The sequence below is a fragment of the Labilibaculum antarcticum genome (assembly GCF_002356295.1).
In the GTDB taxonomy this organism is placed as follows: Bacteria; Bacteroidota; Bacteroidia; order Bacteroidales; family Marinifilaceae; genus Labilibaculum; species Labilibaculum antarcticum.
In genome coordinates, this window is sequence record NZ_AP018042.1 from 1,137,469 (window position 1) to 1,154,708 (window position 17,240).

The following is a 17,240-nucleotide window of genomic DNA, read 5'->3' on the forward strand; positions in this document are numbered from 1 at the left end:
AAACAGACCAATGACTTGATTCATCTACTTGGAAAATCATTAAGAAAAAGAGTGCAAGTACCCAAACTGGTATTATTGTCAGAAAATAAATACCAACAGACCGAGTTTTCCTTTTTAAAGTACTATTATTCATTATCATTAAGATATTGTACCAACTCCTCCACTTCATTATAGGAATTAATTACGAACTCCTCATTCACCTTTAATCGGAACAAATGATTCTCTAATACTTTAATATTTTCCTTTGATGCAATGCCTAATTTGGCAATCCCGAATTGAAACAATGTCTCACGATCTTGTTTCGTATTTAATACTATCATAAGCTATATAAAAAGAGTGACCGCATTAAAGACCAATGAAGTATCATCTGCCCCATCCTACTGGTTAACCCGGTCACTTCCGACCCACTATTAAATTGCTAATTCTCCTATCGATTTTAAGAAGCTAATTTCCTTAAGCTTATAATTAATTTCGGAATCAATAAGCTCACTATGTGCACCTTGCCAAAAAGCTTGAGCATCCAATAGTTCTGTCGTGTTTGCTAAACCTTCGTGAAAACTATTCTGGGTAATATCCAAATTTTCATTGGCTTGATCCATTGAAACTTTTGCCAGTTGGATTTGTTGATATGCCTCCTGCAATTTAAAATAGGACTGCTGTACATCCAGACTAATTAAATCTCTGGTACGTTCCATTTCCAATTCCTTTTGTTTGCTTCTAAATCGTGCAGACGCCACTTTATGCTTACGTTCCTGCCAATGAAAAATAGGAACGGACAAGTTAGCTTGTACCGCCAAAAAATTCATGGATCCCACTAAATCCCCAATACTACTTATGCTGCTATATGATGCACCAACTCCCAGTTGAGGCAAATAATCTGCTTGAGTATGTTTCACCTGCTCTTGAGAAATTTCAACTTGTTTTCCCAACATTAAAAGTTCTGGCCGTTGTTGCAAAGCTTTTTGCATATAATCAGCACCAATTGCAATCTGCGAAATTGCAATTGTTGTATCAGTAGCAACAATCTCACTTCTCAAATCCTTCCCAATAACCTGACATAAAGACATTTTTGATAAAACCTGAAAGTTATGAACTTTAAATAAATCCAATTTTGCTTTATTCAACTGAACCTGAGCTTTTAGCAACTCATTTTTTGTTGTGATTTCTAAATCGAATGCATTTTGCAGATCCCGAACCAAAGCTGAAAGTAACTTGACATACTTACCCGCTAAATTCTCTTTTTCATTTATTGAAACAAGATTCCAATACGCCTGATCAGTTTCTAACAAAACATCTGACGACTGCAAAGCTCTGTTATAAACAGCAATCTCTTTTCCCATCTTGGTCATTTGATAGGAACTTCTGATTTTACCCCCTAAATAGATTGGTTGAGAGAGAGTTAAACTAGCCGAAACGAAATCAATATTCCCCATTTCCACATTAAATCCGGGAAAATAAACATCGCTTGTTCCGCTAAAAGTTCCCTGCTGTGCTTCAGCCAAGCTATTGGCTGTTGGCAAAAACGAACCCGCCAAACTAATATCATCTATATCATGATAATAATTGTAAGACCCACTTGCTTTTAAATTTGGCAAAAACTGAGTGAATACAAATCGAACATTCGACTCATTTTCTGCAATCATCTGATCGGCAATTTTTATTTTCTGATTGTATTCTAATGCCAAAGAACGACTCTCGTCCAATGTCAATTTTTGAGCTAATCCCTGAAAAGCAATCAGGGAAAAGATCAAAAAACTAAGTATTTTATTTTTCATATCTGCTAAAACTTATAAATCCATTACGTTTTTTGTTGAAACCCTGTAAAAAATCGCAAACAAAACAGGTATAACAATCAAAGTAATAAGGGAACCAATCAATAATCCAAACATGATGGCTACTGCCATTCCTCCAAATAATTCATCACTGATTAATGGAATCATACCCAGTATGGTTGTAAAAGATGCCATAAGAACCGGTCGCATTCTTGAAACTGCTGAATCGATAATTGCAACAAGCATATCCTTTCCTTCTTTTATATCCATATTGATCTGATCGAGTAAGACAACACCATTTTTAATCATCATTCCCATTAAACCCAACGTTCCTAATACCGGCATAAAGCCGAAAGGTTTACCCGTTAGTAACAATCCATAACTTACACCAATAAATGCAAGCGGAAGAATCGACAGAATAATAATCGGTTGTCTGAAATTATTAAACAACATCACAATAATAATTACAATTAGCAGGAATGCAAGTGGCAAAAATTTATTGATATTATCATTTGCATCAGTACTCGATTTATGCTCTCCCAGCCATTCAAAATCATAACCTTCAGGTAATGGAATCGCTTCAATTTTTGCCCGAAGATTCTTAAATGTATCTGGTGCATTATAGCCTGGTGCCGGATCGCATTGAGCCTTAATTGCTCTTCGCCGGTTGTAACGCTTAATCATCGGATTTTCAAAACCAATATTAATATCAGAAACTACCTGACGAAGAGGAATACTGTGCGCAGCATTACCCCAAACAGGCGTGTTTTCCAAAGCTTCGATATAGTTCTCTTCCTTAGCCTTTGTTTTCAAAATGATCGGCATCATATCATCCCCTTGGTAAAAACGTCCAATTGGCAGACCATTCGTTGCACATGCCAAAGCATTCGATACATCTAGTCGGGAAATATTAGTAACCATTGATTGTGCTTGTGAGAAATCTGGATTCCAAACCTTCACAGGATTTTTCCAATTGTTAGTCACCTTTATTGCTGTTGGCTCCGACTCCATCATTTTTTCCGCCTGATCAGACAGTTCCCGTAATACTTTTGGGTCGGGTCCGGAAAACTTCGCCTCAATCATGTACTCTGCAAATATTGGAGAATAATATTTTACTCTGGCTCTCGCCCAGTAATAATTGGCATTCAAATATTCCTGCAGCTCTTTTCCAAATCTCTTTGTTGTTTCATAATCCTTCGTATCAATTATTAATTCACCGTAATTAGAATTAGTAAGTGTAAAAGGACGAACCAGTGTATATCTGGCAGGAGTTGCACCTAAACTGGTTGTTACATTTAAAACATCTTCCTGTTTTTGCAAATATGCTTCAATGTTTGATAAATCTTTTTCAACATTTTCAATATCCGAACCTACAGGTAAAAAATACTCGACAATAAACTGATTGTATGCAAGATTTGGCATGAACAGTTGCTCCACGTTTTTAAAAGCAAAAATTGAGGAAACAAATACCAATACCATGAATACAATTATTGCCGTTTTATGTCGTAAGGAATATTTTACGAAATGACGAAAGTGCTGGTAAACTTTACCTCCGTAAGGATCAACATCCTCATCGTTTTTGGCATATTTTTTCCCCTTAAGGAACAAATCACAAAAATATGGTGTTTGCGTTAAGGCTAACAACCAACTTATCGACAATGAAATTGCGATTACCTGAAACAAACTTGCACAAAATTCTCCAGTGCTATCCGGTGATAAATAAATTGGCAAAAATGCAAGAATAGCAACCAGTGTAGCACCAAGCAATGGCATAGCAGTTTGCTTAGCTGTTCTTGTCATAGCATCAGCACGCCTGACTCCCTTTTTCAGATCTACTAAAATACCATCGGCAATAACAATGGCATTGTCCACTAACATTCCCATCGCAATAATAATAGCGGCCAAACTTACTCGTTGCAATGCAATATCAAAACTTAGCATTAAAATAAACGTACCAAGAATCGTAAATATTAAGCCACTACCAATCAATAAACCCGTTCTAAATCCCATTGCCAGCAGCAATACAATCACCACGATTAAAACGGATTCAATTAAATTTATCATAAATTGCTCAATAGCAACACTAACACGTTCAGGCTGATAAAAGACTTTATTCACATTGATACCTACAGGTACATTTACCATTAACGCATCAATTTTGGATTGAACCTGCTCGCCCAATTCAATTACATTCCCTCCCTTTTCCATAGCCATTGCCAAACCAATGGCAGGAGCTTGATTGTATTTCATTTTATTGGTGTAGGGCGTATAGTAATCTTTCGTTACACTTGCAATATCTTTAAGGTGAACAGCATTCTTACCTTTCCCGGAAATCAACAAATTCTTTAAATCATCAAGCTCATGAAAACTACCATCAGATGCAATTCTTACCCGACTACTCCCGACCTTAAAAGTTCCCGGATCAACAATTTTATTCTGACTATCCAGAATTTGAGCTATTTTATAGGGATGAATACCCAAAAAAGCCATTTTCTCCTGCGATACCTCAATATTAACGCATGATTGTTGTTCTCCAAATAAGGTAATTCGTTTCACTCCCGGCACCAAAAGAAGTTCTCTTTTCATGTATTGTGAATAATCCTTCAATTCCTCATTCGAAAAACCATCACCGCTTATAGCAAGAAAAATACCGTAAACATCTCCAAAATCATCAAATACCATTGGATGTGATCCCCCTGTTGGTAAATAAACGCTTGCATCAGTTACTTTTCTTCTCAAAATATCCCAAACTTGAGGTAACAAACTTGTAACTACCGAAGATTCAATATGAACAGTAATTTCAGAATATCCAGCCATCGATCTGGACTCAATAAAATCAACATTATCCATAGATTGAATTGCAGTTTCCAAAACATCAGTAACACGCAATTCTACTTCATGTGGAGAAGCCCCCGGATATTGAGTAATAACTAAAGCTGATTTTATGCTAATTTCAGCATCTTCAAGCTTTGACATTTTTAGGAAGGATACAACTCCTCCAAATACAATCGCAATCAATACAAAAAGTAATACTTTCCGCTGATTTAGCACAGCACCTGTAAAACTCATAATTGACCTCCAATATTAGAGTTTGACTTACTCTGTAGTTGCTTTACTTCCTGATCTTCTCGAAGACTATGCACACCAGCAGAAACAATCAAATCTCCCTTTGAAAGACCTTTACTAATGTTGATCATACCCATAGAGTCAAAACCTTTCATTTGCACCTCTTTACTTTTCACACAATTTGAGCTAAGATTGTAAGCCCACACATATGATTTTCCTTCTTTGCTAAAAACAGACTCAACTGGGATTTTACATCCTAATGCATCTGTTGATTTCAATTTCGTGGTAATACTTGCCACCATTCCAGGAACAATTTGTTTATCCTGAGTATCAATTTTCAATCTCATTCTGAAAAAATTATCACCGTTTGGCTTTTTCTCTATCTCAATTAATTTTAAATTGAAATCAATATTTGGGAAATTTTCGAATTTAGCATTGAAACCCATGAATGATTTATATTGAAAAAAATCATTTTCGCTTAAAGCTACTGCAACTTCCAAATTAGTTAAATCTAAAAGAGAAACAATAGGTTGACCAGCTCCAACTTTCTCAAAATTTTCAGCATACATGGCTTGCACATATCCCGAAAAAGGAGCGTAAATTTTAGTGTCATTCAGAGCATTTTCGGCAGCTTCTTTTTGAGCTTTTGCCAATTTATAAGCCACCTGAATTTGATCATAGACACTTTTCGAGGTACTTTTTTTCTCGTACAGAGAAGTATATCTCTCAGCCTGAAGTTTTGCATTCTCAAAATTGGCATTAGCCGATTCTAATTGTACCAGATAGTCACGTTCATTTAAAGCAGCCACCAATTCACCCTTTTTAACAAACTGTCCCTCGTTTACATTCAAACTCACCAAAGGTCCCGGAATTTGAAAAGCCAATTTCACTTCTCGTGATTCTTTTACCAAGCCTGTAAATACTTTAACAGAAGCATCATTGGTACCAGTCCCAACCTCAAACACCTTAACTGGCTGAATAATTTCCGTTTTGGGCTCTGCCTTTTCCTTACATGCAAAAATCCCTACTGATAATATTACCGTAAGAATTACAATTTTCATTAGTTTCATCATTTTCATACTGTTGCTTTTGAACTATAACCGTTCATTAAGTTCATTTTAACCAAAAAAATATAGAGGTACTCCTACCTCAACAGTTTCACACACTCTCTTATATTTCAAAATAGACTTTAAAAGTCTTCGTAAATCTTTATTTTAAAAGAATTCCCATTCCCCTTATTAAACAACGAAAAGCTGTTCGTAATCTATCAATCGTTTCTTTTTCCGAATAATGTCCTGTAACATAAACATCATTCAAACTTTGTAGCGCATCAAGACAATACTCAACATTAATATCCTGACGAATTAGGCCTTGTTCTTGCCATTCCATATATTTCTTATAAACACTGCTCATTTCATCCTCGAATTTATCATCAACATCCTTCTGTATTAAAGGATACTCTTTATAAATTTGCTGTATAAGTATCTTCTGTCCTGCAATGGCATAACTCAAATAATTATCTAAAAATTCCTGTGTTGCTTCTGCCGGATCATCAATAGTTTTATACGGCTCTAGAATTTTAATAATATTCACATTGAATATTCCAAAAGCAATTTCTCTTATCAAATCCTCTTTTGTACCAATAATTTTATACAAGGTTGCTTTCGCCAGCCCACACTCCCGAGCTAACTCAACCATATTTAAACCTTTAAGTCCAAATTTTAGCAGCATTTCCATAGCTACCTTAGTAACTCTCTCCTGAATCTCAACCCTATCTGATTTTGCCATAAGTGAACGCTTTTGGTATTTTGAGTGCAAATGTATGTAAAAAATATACTCACACGATACACTTTATAGATTATTAACGATTATTTAAAATTGTAATCTAAACAGAGTTTGTTTATTCGGTAGCAATTTAAAAGATATCGTACCTGCATGAAGTCTCATTAAATACCTAACTAAATTCTCAAAAACACAAAAAACCGCCTTTCGAACAAATCGGGAGGCGGTTTTCACTATTCCTTTTTATGGAATTCTATTGCATCAACATGGCTTCAAATGAGTTCACCCATTTCTGAAAATCCGGATAAACTTCCCTTGCATGTTTTATGGTTTGCATTGATAAAAACTCCTTCAAGTTTTCCCTTCCACCTTTATTAATTAAAAATTCTATAAAAGCCGCTCCTACAGGATAACTCAAATCCCTTTCATATTTGGTGGGGTCTTCCCACAACTTCAATAATGAAAATTTATCCTTTGGCACCTCAAGTCTTGCAAGCTTCAATAAATTTTGATCCATCTGATCAAAGTACACTCCCAATCCTTCACTAATCAACATCGTCTTAAACTTAGACTGCAATGCTAACTGGCTAAGCATGTGGCAAAGTTCATAGTCTCGCGTTTGATTTTGCCATACATTTACAATACACAAATCCGAATTTGGAAATCCAAGCGGACGATCAAATTTTCGAAATGCCTCCTTTCTATCACTCCACACAAAGAAATCCACCTTTTTAGTTGGTTCAACATTTAACGTTTTAGTAATTCTTTTAAAGTTAAGATTGATTCTATCCATGTATTCTTCGGCATTCTTCAATTTCGTTTTATCCTGAAAATGAAATCGAATATTATCTGTTTCGATCAATTCCCAGGCTTTGTAATAAATCCCAGTCTGAAACAAACCCAAATATTTATGAGCATATTTTGTGGCTTCTTTTGATTCACTGTCATTCAGACACTCTTTTAACATGGCAACAGCTCTTTGCTCTTCACTATTTATAAAATAGCACTTTGCCAAATAAGCCTTACTCACAGCTTTTATTTCATTAGATCCTATATCTGAGGCAATCGACTTTTCCAAATAAGGAATTGCTTTTGTGAATTGTTTCGAATCCGTAAAGGCACGACCTAAAATTGAATTCAAATCAGGATCAGTTGCATTTCCTTGCAACAAAACCTGTGCTTTATCAATTACCTGATCATACTTTCCCTTCGAAAATAATTTTTTCAATTCCTTATTTTGACTCATCGAACTTAAATGAAAAAGGATCAGTAATAAGGTAACAAGTATTCTATTCATGGCTTAATTCAATTTTAGAATGGGCAATTTACAGGAATAAATTGATTAACAAAATGACTATTTAAAATAACAAGATTGTTTAGTCAATTACCATTCCAAAACTCATTAGAAATGAATAACGAAAAAAAATCATTAATTGGACCCTAAATCCGAATAATGAACTCTTCCGAACTCTATCTGTTTTTTTATAAAAAAAATAAAAATGGAATGATAATACCAATAAGCACCAACCATTTTCCTCTTCCTGTTATTCCTTTTTTACCTGGAACCATAAACATACCCGATAAAGCAAAAACAATCATCACTACAGCAAATATATCCGCCATAAGTGTCCAGCCTTTTCGGCTATTATAATGAAGTTTATTGATAAAATAAACCCATTCTTTTTTTTCATACATCTCAAACGACAAACGTCCATTTACTGGGTCGTAATTTCCCAATCCTCCTTTTAGATAAACATTGTATTTGCTATCATCAGGAAGGATTCGATTTAGAGGATAATCCGTAAGGTTTTTTTGCCAATAAGTCTTTAACTGATCAGGTGTTAAGCTCGAAGCCAATTGTATCGTTTTGTATTCGGTTCGATAGGCCGGATCTTCTCCATTTTTTTTATGATTTAAAATGATCCCGGAAACAGAATAAATTATGGTGATTCCTACAAAAAAATAGCCCAAATCACGATGTATAAAACGGAGCCATTTTCTAAGCTTTACATTATTCCACAACTTCATAACTATCTCCATCTACATAATAAATTGCATAATAATTCTTGTTTTTATCCTTCATCCAGTCACGCATTTCTTTAATATTTGCCATTTCCGAACTACAATGCTTTCCGCCTTCTTCCGAAGCATGTTTAGCCTTTAACTCTGTCTCCCATTCATCAATTGATGCTTCATCAAGTCGTTTTTCACGAAGAATTCCTGATACTTTAATATCGTTACCAGCTATTTCCTTGTCAAAACCGTCCAAACCTCCAGTCGCTTCAACACGAATAGATAGGTTTCCTGTTGTGTTTTTTAAAATACAACGCTTACCAGAATGTGCGCAAACATGGTTTACTAAACCTTTAAAATGAACTTCTTTTCCAACCAACTGCTCCGCATTTACCATTAACTGATCAATTGTAACAACTGATTTTTCGCTTTGGACCAACTGATTTTCTTCAACATTATCTTTTTTTGTATCCTTTTGTTTCAAATTACAAGACATACACAAAAAACAAAGTGCAATGATGCTTACGTATTTCATTATGTTTCTTTTTAGGACTATTTATTGTTTGTTTTGATTCCTACAAACTTATGAGTACCAAGATATAAATCCTAACAAAATAACAATTCATTAACAAGATTTATTTCCATAATAAATACAAAATAAAAATAATATATATGATGGTTTAGATGCTAAAAAGCAAAAAAGGCACTAAATTTGAAATTGATGTAAATAAAAGAAACATTCACATTACTTTAGTAACCATTCGCAGGTAATACCGTACACTTAGGGATCAAAAAAAAATACTAGCAAAATTGTTCATAAAGTACTTAAACACGGCCAAAACATTATGCATAGGATATTAAAAAAATTTAAAGATTGGAAGATAAAAAGCAAGCTTTTACTGCTAACATTTCTCACCATTACCAGTATCGTTTTTTTAAGTCTTATTTCCAGTTATTTTTTCAATACCAATAAAACTCTCAGCATAATAATTAATGGAGTACGTGTTCATCAAACTCTACTCCAAAATGCAACAGAGGAACTTTACAACTTCAAGTTTTTTAAAGAAGTTGAACATCTTGATAAATCTGCCGAATATTTAACCCGGGCAAATTTATTAGCAGAAGAGTTTATACAAATTGAAAATGATTTTTCATCAAAAAACAATGATGAAATTGCCAATAATTTGTTCAAAGATTTCCCTGAGATCTATAATAATGAGATTGGTAATGCAAGATTATTAGTTAATCGATTAAGAACCCTTAAGAAAGTAAATAATAGTAATATTAAAGACACAAGAAATCATGCGAGTAAAACCCTTGATCTTGTTGAAAAGATAAAAAAAGAATTACTTTCAAAACGAGAAAATATAAACATTGACTCAACCAATAGGCAACTATCGGAAATTCAACAACACTATGCAAAAATCAGTTCGGAAGTTAATGCTTTGGCGGAAAAAACCAATTCTGCCTTAAATTGGACGATGCTTGGAATTGCATTGATGATAGCCGTAACCATTCTCTTGTTATCGAGATATATTTCAAAATCGATTTCTGTTCCTGTTGAGCAAATGGTAAACAATTTTAAATTAATTGCCAAAGGAAACTTTCAAACGCCTCTAAATATTAATTCCACAGATGAAATTGGTGCTTTAGCTAATTCCTTCAATATTATCCAACAAGATTTCCAGAATGTTGTTAACTATACACAAAAAGTTGCACAAGGTGATTTAAGTATTAGTCTTACGCCCAAATCCATAGAAGATAAATTATCCACGTCCTTAAATCAAATGGTAAAGACACTTAAGGATTCAAAAGCTATAAATGATGAAACATTGTGGTTCAGATCTGGTGTGAATCAATTAAATGAGGTCCTTCAAGGTGATCAAAATTTAAATAAAGTATCTGATCACTCTCTACTGTTTATGACTGAATTTTTAGGAGCTGAGCTTGGTGCAATTTACATTTATCAGGAGGAAAATAAAACCTTATTGCTAAAGGCCTCTATTGGAATACCCGATAAGAACCAATACAAAACCATTCGTTTAGGCCATGGTTTAATTGGTCAGGCGGCTCAAACTAAAAAACTAAAACATCTTAAAGATGTTCCTGAAGATTATTTTACAATTTTCTCAGGAACGGGAGAAATAAAGCCAACCAATCTGGTTATAGTACCCTTAATTTTTAACGATACTCTTTGGGGAGTACTGGAATTAGCTTCTATTAAAAAAATTAAGGAATCGGAAATTGATTTTATAAAAGCTGTTCGTGAAAGCATTACAGTTAAAATTGCCTCAACATTAGCACGTATCAGACTTGAAACTTTATTGGATACAACTCAGAAACAAGCGAGCGAGCTTCAAGTTCAACAAGAAGAACTTAGAGTAGCGAACGAAGAATTAGCCGAACAAACAAAAGTACTAATTGAAAATGAGAAAAAGCTTCAGGTTCAACAAGAAGAACTAAGAGTGGCCAATGAAGAATTGGAAGAACACACCAAACAATTAGAAATTCAAAAAGAAGAAATTCAAAACAAGAACATTAACATATCTCAAGCTCACGGAAAATTAGAAACAAAAGCACGTGAATTGGAGCAGACAAGTCAATATAAAACAGATTTCCTCGCAAATATGTCTCATGAGTTGCGTACTCCTTTAAATAGCTTATTGATTCTATCAAGTCTTCTCGTTAAAAATAAAAAAGGCAATTTAGATGAAGAAGATATTGAATCAGTTGAAATCATTAATAGAAGTGGTAAAGATCTGCTTCAGCTTATCAATGAGATTCTTGATCTTTCGAAAATTGAGGCTGGTAAAATGACTGTCCATTTTGAAAACCTAGGTTCCGACAGTATCGCTCAAGAAATTTTGATGAACTTTAAGCATCAAGCGGTGAAGAAAAAAATCAATTTCATGATCGATATTGACAAAAACTTTCCGAAAAATATCGAAACAGATCAGTTGCGTTTGTCGCAAATTTTAAAAAATCTTCTTTCCAATGCCTTTAAGTTTACCTCGAAAGGTTCCATTTCTGTGTCTATGAAAATGGTTACAGACAAGAACATTCTGCGACGCGCTGATTTAAATGATGCTGAAACATGTGCCTTTGTAGTTACTGACACTGGCGTTGGAATACCAGATGAAAAGAAGGAAGCTATTTTTGAAGCATTTCAGCAAGCTGACGGAAGCACTTCAAGAAGATATGGAGGAACTGGATTAGGATTATCAATTTCTAAAGAACTGGCAAGAATGCTTGGTGGTGAAATCCATTTAGAAAGTGAATCTGGAAAAGGGTCTTCTTTTACTCTAATTGTACCTGTAAAACAAGCAAGCAAATCGGCAAAAGCCCAAAATCCTTCATCAAAAAACAAGGAGTTGACATTTGAAGAAAAACCAGTTGTTCTGCCTATTTTCATTGATGATGATAGAGACATTCCACATACGGGTTCTACTGTAATAATAATTCATCCTGATCAAAAAGAAGCTACTTTGTTATACTATCAAATTCAAGAAAGTAGTTTTCATGCTTTGGTAGCATCAAATGTTGAAGATGCAATTCTCCTAATTGAAGCGCATCAACCTTCTGCAATAATAATAGGGATTGAACTTCTAATGAAAAATGGGGAAGCACAGTTAGATATCCTGCGGTCACACCCATATGCATCCAATTTGCCGATTCATATTGTAAATCCGGTTGAGGGAATTAGAGAAAGAGAAATAAAAGAACTGCCAAGAGTTAATGCTACAGATTTAACAAGTGCCATTAAAAAAATACAAAAAGAATTATTTTCAGAATATAAAAAAATACTAATCGTTGAAGATGATGAAGTTACAAGAAAAATAATCCGATCTCTTTTAAAATCAACGAATGCTGAAATAGAGGAAGTTTCAACAGCTATTGAAGCCTTTAAGTTGATTAAACAAAACAGTTACGATTGTGTTATTTTAGATTTGGGACTGCCCGATTTCACAGGCAATGAACTACTAACAAAACTCTCCGAAGCCAATATAAAAATACCAAATACAATCATTTATACAGGCAAGGAATTATCTCGGGAAGAACACCGTAAACTAAGCAAATACACCAATTCGATTATTTTAAAAGGATTAAAGTCTGATGAGCGGTTAATGGACGAAGTCACGTTATTTCTTCATCATGTAGCTACAACAATTCCGGATAATCCTAAAGCACAGAAAACCGAAATAGACGATTCTATTTTTAAAGGGAAAAAGGTGCTGGTCGTTGATGATGAAATCAGAAATGTTTTTGCTTTGGGTAAGATGCTTGAAGACAAGGAAATTGAAGTTCTTGAGGCTGAAAATGGTAAAATTGCAGTTGATGTTTTAAAAGAAAACAAAAACGTAGACCTGGTGATTATGGATATAATGATGCCGGAGATGGATGGATATGAAGCAATGACCATCATAAGGAAAACTCCTGAAATCTGTAACATTCCGATAATTTGCCTTACAGCCAAAGCAATGAAAGAAGATTATGAAAAAGCTATATCCTCGGGCGCTAATGATTATTTATCCAAGCCAATTGATGAAAATAAATTATTTCCAATGTTGAAGATCTGGCTTTACAATTGATTTGATTTTTTAAATTAATTCAACTAAAACCGAAAACACAAACAACATAGCTAACCGACTACAATCAATAAGGGAAAATGAAAAGAGACAAAATATTAATCGTTGATGACAAGGAAGAGAATTTAATTAGCCTTGAAAGAATTCTTAGCGATTTTCATGTCGAATTTGTTCGTGCATCATCTGGTGAGGATGCACTAAAACACACACTGAAAGACGAATTTGCAATGGCTATACTTGACGTGCAAATGCCTGGTATGGATGGCTATGAAACCCTGGAGTTAATGAGACAAAGGAAGAAGACCAAACTTTTACCGGTGATCTTCGTTTCTGCAATTCATCAGAGTGATTTACACATTATAAAGGGCATAGAAACCGGAGCTGTCGACTTTATTCCTAAGCCTATTATTCCTGAAGTTTTAAAAGGTAAAGTAAGTGTATTTCTTGATTTATATCGTCAACGTAAAGAATTGGATCTCCTTTTGGTTTATTTAGAAAAAAAGAATGAAGAATTAATTATTGAAAGGAATAAAGCAGAGGAAGCAACCAAATCAAAATCATTGTTTCTGGCTAATATGTCGCATGAAATTCGCTCTCCGATGAATGGGATTTTGGGACTTTCCAAACTTTTACAACAGTCAAATCTCGATTCAGAACAAAAAGACATGCTCGATGTTATGGCTAGATCAGGCGAAAATTTAATTCAAATCATTAATGACATTTTAGATTATTCGAAAATTGAAGCAGGACAAATTGAAATTGAAAATATTGATTTTGATATCCGAAAAGTAACCGACACAATTTTCCACCTTTTAAATTACAAAGCCATTGAAAGAGATGTGGATTTTAAAATCGAAGTAGATGAGATAATTCCTGAAAATTTAATTGGAGATTCGTTTCGTTTAAATCAAATACTAATGAATTTAGCAAACAATGCGCTAAAATTCACGCAAAATGGTTATGTTACATTATCAGTAAAATGCATTGAAAAGACAAAAGAACAAGTATCTTTATTCTTTTCTGTTAAAGATTCGGGAATTGGGATATCGAAGGATGCACAAACAAAGCTCTTTAGGGAATTTACTCAATCAGACAAATCGATTACCCGAGAATATGGAGGGACAGGTTTAGGCCTTGCCATTTCAAAAAACCTCACCCAATTAATGGGAGGCAAAATTATAGTCGAAAGCGAACTTGGAATTGGCTCAGAATTCATGTTTGAATTGAGATTTGGACACAAAGAAAAACAAATAAATATGATTGAGGATCAGGATATTAAACCTCCTTACAATTTATCTATATTAGTAGCAGAAGACAATCCTATCAACCAAAAAGTTGTTATGCTTACTCTTCGAATGATGGGATTGACTTGTGATATTGCAAAAAATGGTGTAGAAGCACTCGAAATGTATAAGAAAGATCGTCATCAAGTCATTCTTATGGACATGCAAATGCCTGTACTTGACGGGATTAGCGCCACTGAGAAAATAAGAAGCTTCGAGAAATCTGAGACGATTGAAGAACCAACATATATTGTTGCGCTTACGGCCAATGCTTTTATCGAAGACAAACAAAGATGTCTCGAAGCTGGCATGAACGATTTCCTTAGTAAACCATTCAAAGAAGATGGACTTCGAAAAATATTAAATGAAGCATCAAAAAGCTTAGCATTATAGAGCATTAAAATGGATCCAAACCAACTTGAAGATCTTGAAAATATCGATATTGAAATTCCTTTGTTGTTGGAAGCTATATTTCAGAAATATGGTTACGATTTTAGAGATTATTCAAAAGCGCATATCAAAAGACGTTTAATGCACCGTATGGCAATTGGCAAATTTGATTCCATATCCCTATTACAAAATAAAGTTCTGCGAGACAAAAGTTTTTTTATCAGCTTGCTTGAAGATTTGTCCATTAATGTTACTGAAATGTTCCGGGATCCGGAATTTTACTCTTCTTTTCGTGAACAAGTTGTGCCAAATCTAAGAACCTATCCGTTTATTAAAATATGGCACGCCGGATGTGCAACGGGAGAAGAAGTTTACTCACTTGCAATTCTTTTAAAAGAGGAAAATCTTTTAGACAGATGTCAGATTTATGCAACAGATTTTAACCGAAGAGTTTTGGATATTGCTAAATTGGGAATTTATCCAACTCAGGGCCTTGAAAAATTCAATCGCAACTATATTGAATCTGGAGGCAAGAACAGTCTTTCTGACTATTACACACTCAAATATGGTTCCCTTAAATTGGATCAATCCCTATCAAAAAAAATTGTTTTTGCCGATCACAATTTAGTTACCGATACTGTTTTTGCTGAAGTTAATTTAATACTGTGCAGAAATGTATTAATTTACTTTAATAAAGATTTGCAAAACAAGGTGATCAACTTATTCTACCAAAGTTTATCATCCAGCGGATTTTTGTGTTTAGGCACAAAAGAGAGTCTTCGGTTTACACAACTAGAAAGCGATTTCGCGAACATCGATTCCTCACAGAAAATTTATAAAAAGAGAATCAATTAATGCTTAAAGCCATTGTAATAGGTACATCATTTGGTGGGTTAGAAGCTTTAAAGGCCATTATCACTCATTTACCAAAAGACTTCTCTTTGGCAGTTTTAATTGTACTTCATATTGGTGATCACAATAATGACTCTTTCATTAATTACTTAAATAAAAAGAGTAAAATACCTGTAAAAGAAGCCGAAGAAAAGGAGGAAATAAAAGCCGGAACAGTCTATTTTGCACCACCAAACTATCATTTACTTGTTGAAAACGATTCAACCATTGCCCTATCTGCAGATCCTAAAATTCACCACTCCCGACCGTCAATTGACGTCTTGTTTGAATCAGCAGCCTGGCATTATAAAAATCAATTGATTGGAATTCTTTTAACAGGCCTAAATCATGATGGAGCTTTAGGAATAAAAGAAATCCAAAAATATGGCGGAATTACTATAGTCGAAAATCCCGAAACAGCTATCGCTACAATTATGCCTGCTTCGGCAATCGAAATTATGCAACCAGACTACATTTTAAATTTGGATCAGATTTTCCGAAAAATAAGTGAGCTAAGCGAATCAGATTAAGTTATTCATAAAATCTATCATGCTCTTCTTTCATTAATATGTTATTAATAGAGCAGATTTTACTGATTCAGGATAAAAATCAATATTTTTTCCGAACTTTCGCCCCTACTAATTTTAAAGAAAATGCTAACTAACATCGAGCTTAAAGCATACTGTAAGAACAAGGAGAAAATCAGAAAAATACTCCTATCAATTGGTGCCAAAAGCAATGGTAACTATCAACAAACAGACACTTATTTTCATTCTAAATCAGGCATACTCATGTTTAGAGAAGAAAACAATGAGAATAATCTTATTCATTACATTAGAGAAGACAAAAAAGGCGCTAAAGAAAGTAAGGTTAACATCTATCCCACAACACTCAATTCTACCTTAAAAGAAATTCTTGAAAAGACCGTAGGCAAAGCATGTGTAGTCGTTAAAACGAGAGAAAATTACTTTCTTGATAATGTAATTTTCCACATTGATACAGTTGATGGATTGGGCGATTTTGTTGAAGTTAAAGCTATGGACAGTGCTAATTGTATTTCTATTGAAAAACTGCATAAACAATGCAATCAATACATTAAAGAACTAGAAATCAACGCAAAAGATTTAATTTCAGAATCGTACTCTGATCTGTTGCAACGAAATAACCTCTTTAGTCAGATTTTGGTTGATGAATAAATAATCTGGAATCAGGAGTGTTTTTTTACATATATATTCTAACTATTCACTAACTTTAAAATAGAAAATTAAAGCTAGGTATTGATGCTGCAGTTTGAATTTGATATACGAGACCATAAAATTAACAATAACGAATCGAAAGGAATCCAACTTGCCTTAGGAATTTCTTTTTTGATTTGCGCCGCTTTGTTTTATGTTTTCATCAACTATCTAGACTTCTTTCCTTTTAGTGAATATCTTCTATTTGTTTTTATAATCGGC

At 34.0% G+C, this 17,240-nt stretch carries 13 protein-coding genes; 5 read left to right on the forward strand and 8 right to left on the reverse strand.

What is annotated here, in order from left to right; translation table 11 throughout:
- Positions 1-125: 125 nt before the first annotated feature.
- From ALGA_RS04175 to ALGA_RS04210, 8 genes are all read right to left on the reverse strand, one after another.
- Entirely contained in the window at positions 126-320 is a 195-nt protein-coding gene (locus ALGA_RS04175; RefSeq protein WP_096428138.1) for a hypothetical protein, read from the reverse strand.
- Between the two features lie 90 nt (positions 321-410).
- Positions 411-1,775 carry a TolC family protein gene (locus ALGA_RS04180; RefSeq protein WP_096428139.1) on the reverse strand — a complete coding sequence of 455 codons (1,365 nt, stop codon included), beginning with the start codon at positions 1,773-1,775 and terminating at the stop codon, positions 411-413.
- A 12-nt stretch (positions 1,776-1,787) separates the two neighbouring features.
- A complete protein-coding gene (locus ALGA_RS04185) occupies positions 1,788-4,841 on the reverse strand; it encodes an efflux RND transporter permease subunit (RefSeq protein ID WP_096428140.1) in 3,054 nt (1,017 codons plus the stop codon).
- On the reverse strand, positions 4,838-5,917 hold the full coding sequence (locus ALGA_RS04190; RefSeq protein ID WP_096428141.1) for an efflux RND transporter periplasmic adaptor subunit: 1,080 nt from the start codon (positions 5,915-5,917) through the stop codon (positions 4,838-4,840). The genes ALGA_RS04185 and ALGA_RS04190 overlap by 4 nt, the downstream gene beginning before the upstream one ends.
- 130 nt (positions 5,918-6,047) lie before the next feature.
- Positions 6,048-6,626: a TetR/AcrR family transcriptional regulator gene (locus ALGA_RS04195; RefSeq protein WP_096428142.1), complete on the reverse strand. Its 579-nt coding sequence runs from the start codon at positions 6,624-6,626 to the stop codon at positions 6,048-6,050.
- A 247-nt stretch (positions 6,627-6,873) separates the two neighbouring features.
- Complete coding sequence (locus ALGA_RS04200) at positions 6,874-7,917, reverse strand: tetratricopeptide repeat protein (RefSeq protein WP_096428143.1); 1,044 nt, start codon at positions 7,915-7,917, stop codon at positions 6,874-6,876.
- A gap of 185 nt (positions 7,918-8,102) precedes the next feature.
- On the reverse strand, positions 8,103-8,660 hold the full coding sequence (locus tag ALGA_RS04205; protein WP_096428144.1) for a PepSY-associated TM helix domain-containing protein: 558 nt from the start codon (positions 8,658-8,660) through the stop codon (positions 8,103-8,105).
- Positions 8,632-9,168, reverse strand: a complete 537-nt coding sequence (locus tag ALGA_RS04210; protein ID WP_145957571.1) for a hypothetical protein — start codon at positions 9,166-9,168, stop codon at positions 8,632-8,634. Before ALGA_RS04210 ends, ALGA_RS04205 begins: the two co-directional genes overlap by 29 nt.
- A 310-nt stretch (positions 9,169-9,478) precedes the next feature.
- Between ALGA_RS04210 and ALGA_RS04215 the strand changes: the two genes are divergently transcribed.
- From ALGA_RS04215 to ALGA_RS04235, 5 genes are all read left to right on the forward strand, one after another.
- On the forward strand, positions 9,479-13,222 hold the full coding sequence (locus ALGA_RS04215; RefSeq protein WP_096428146.1) for a response regulator: 3,744 nt from the start codon (positions 9,479-9,481) through the stop codon (positions 13,220-13,222).
- A 77-nt stretch (positions 13,223-13,299) separates the two neighbouring features.
- Positions 13,300-14,895 carry a response regulator gene (locus tag ALGA_RS04220; protein WP_096428147.1) on the forward strand — a complete coding sequence of 532 codons (1,596 nt, stop codon included), beginning with the start codon at positions 13,300-13,302 and terminating at the stop codon, positions 14,893-14,895.
- 9 nt (positions 14,896-14,904) lie between these two features.
- Positions 14,905-15,747 carry a CheR family methyltransferase gene (locus tag ALGA_RS04225; protein WP_096428148.1) on the forward strand — a complete coding sequence of 281 codons (843 nt, stop codon included), beginning with the start codon at positions 14,905-14,907 and terminating at the stop codon, positions 15,745-15,747.
- Positions 15,747-16,313, forward strand: coding sequence for a chemotaxis protein CheB (locus ALGA_RS04230; RefSeq protein WP_096428149.1), 567 nt, complete (start codon positions 15,747-15,749; stop codon positions 16,311-16,313). Before ALGA_RS04225 ends, ALGA_RS04230 begins: the two co-directional genes overlap by 1 nt.
- A 123-nt stretch (positions 16,314-16,436) precedes the next feature.
- On the forward strand, positions 16,437-16,979 hold the full coding sequence (locus tag ALGA_RS04235) for a class IV adenylate cyclase (RefSeq protein ID WP_096428150.1): 543 nt from the start codon (positions 16,437-16,439) through the stop codon (positions 16,977-16,979).
- Positions 16,980-17,240 lie beyond the last annotated feature (261 nt).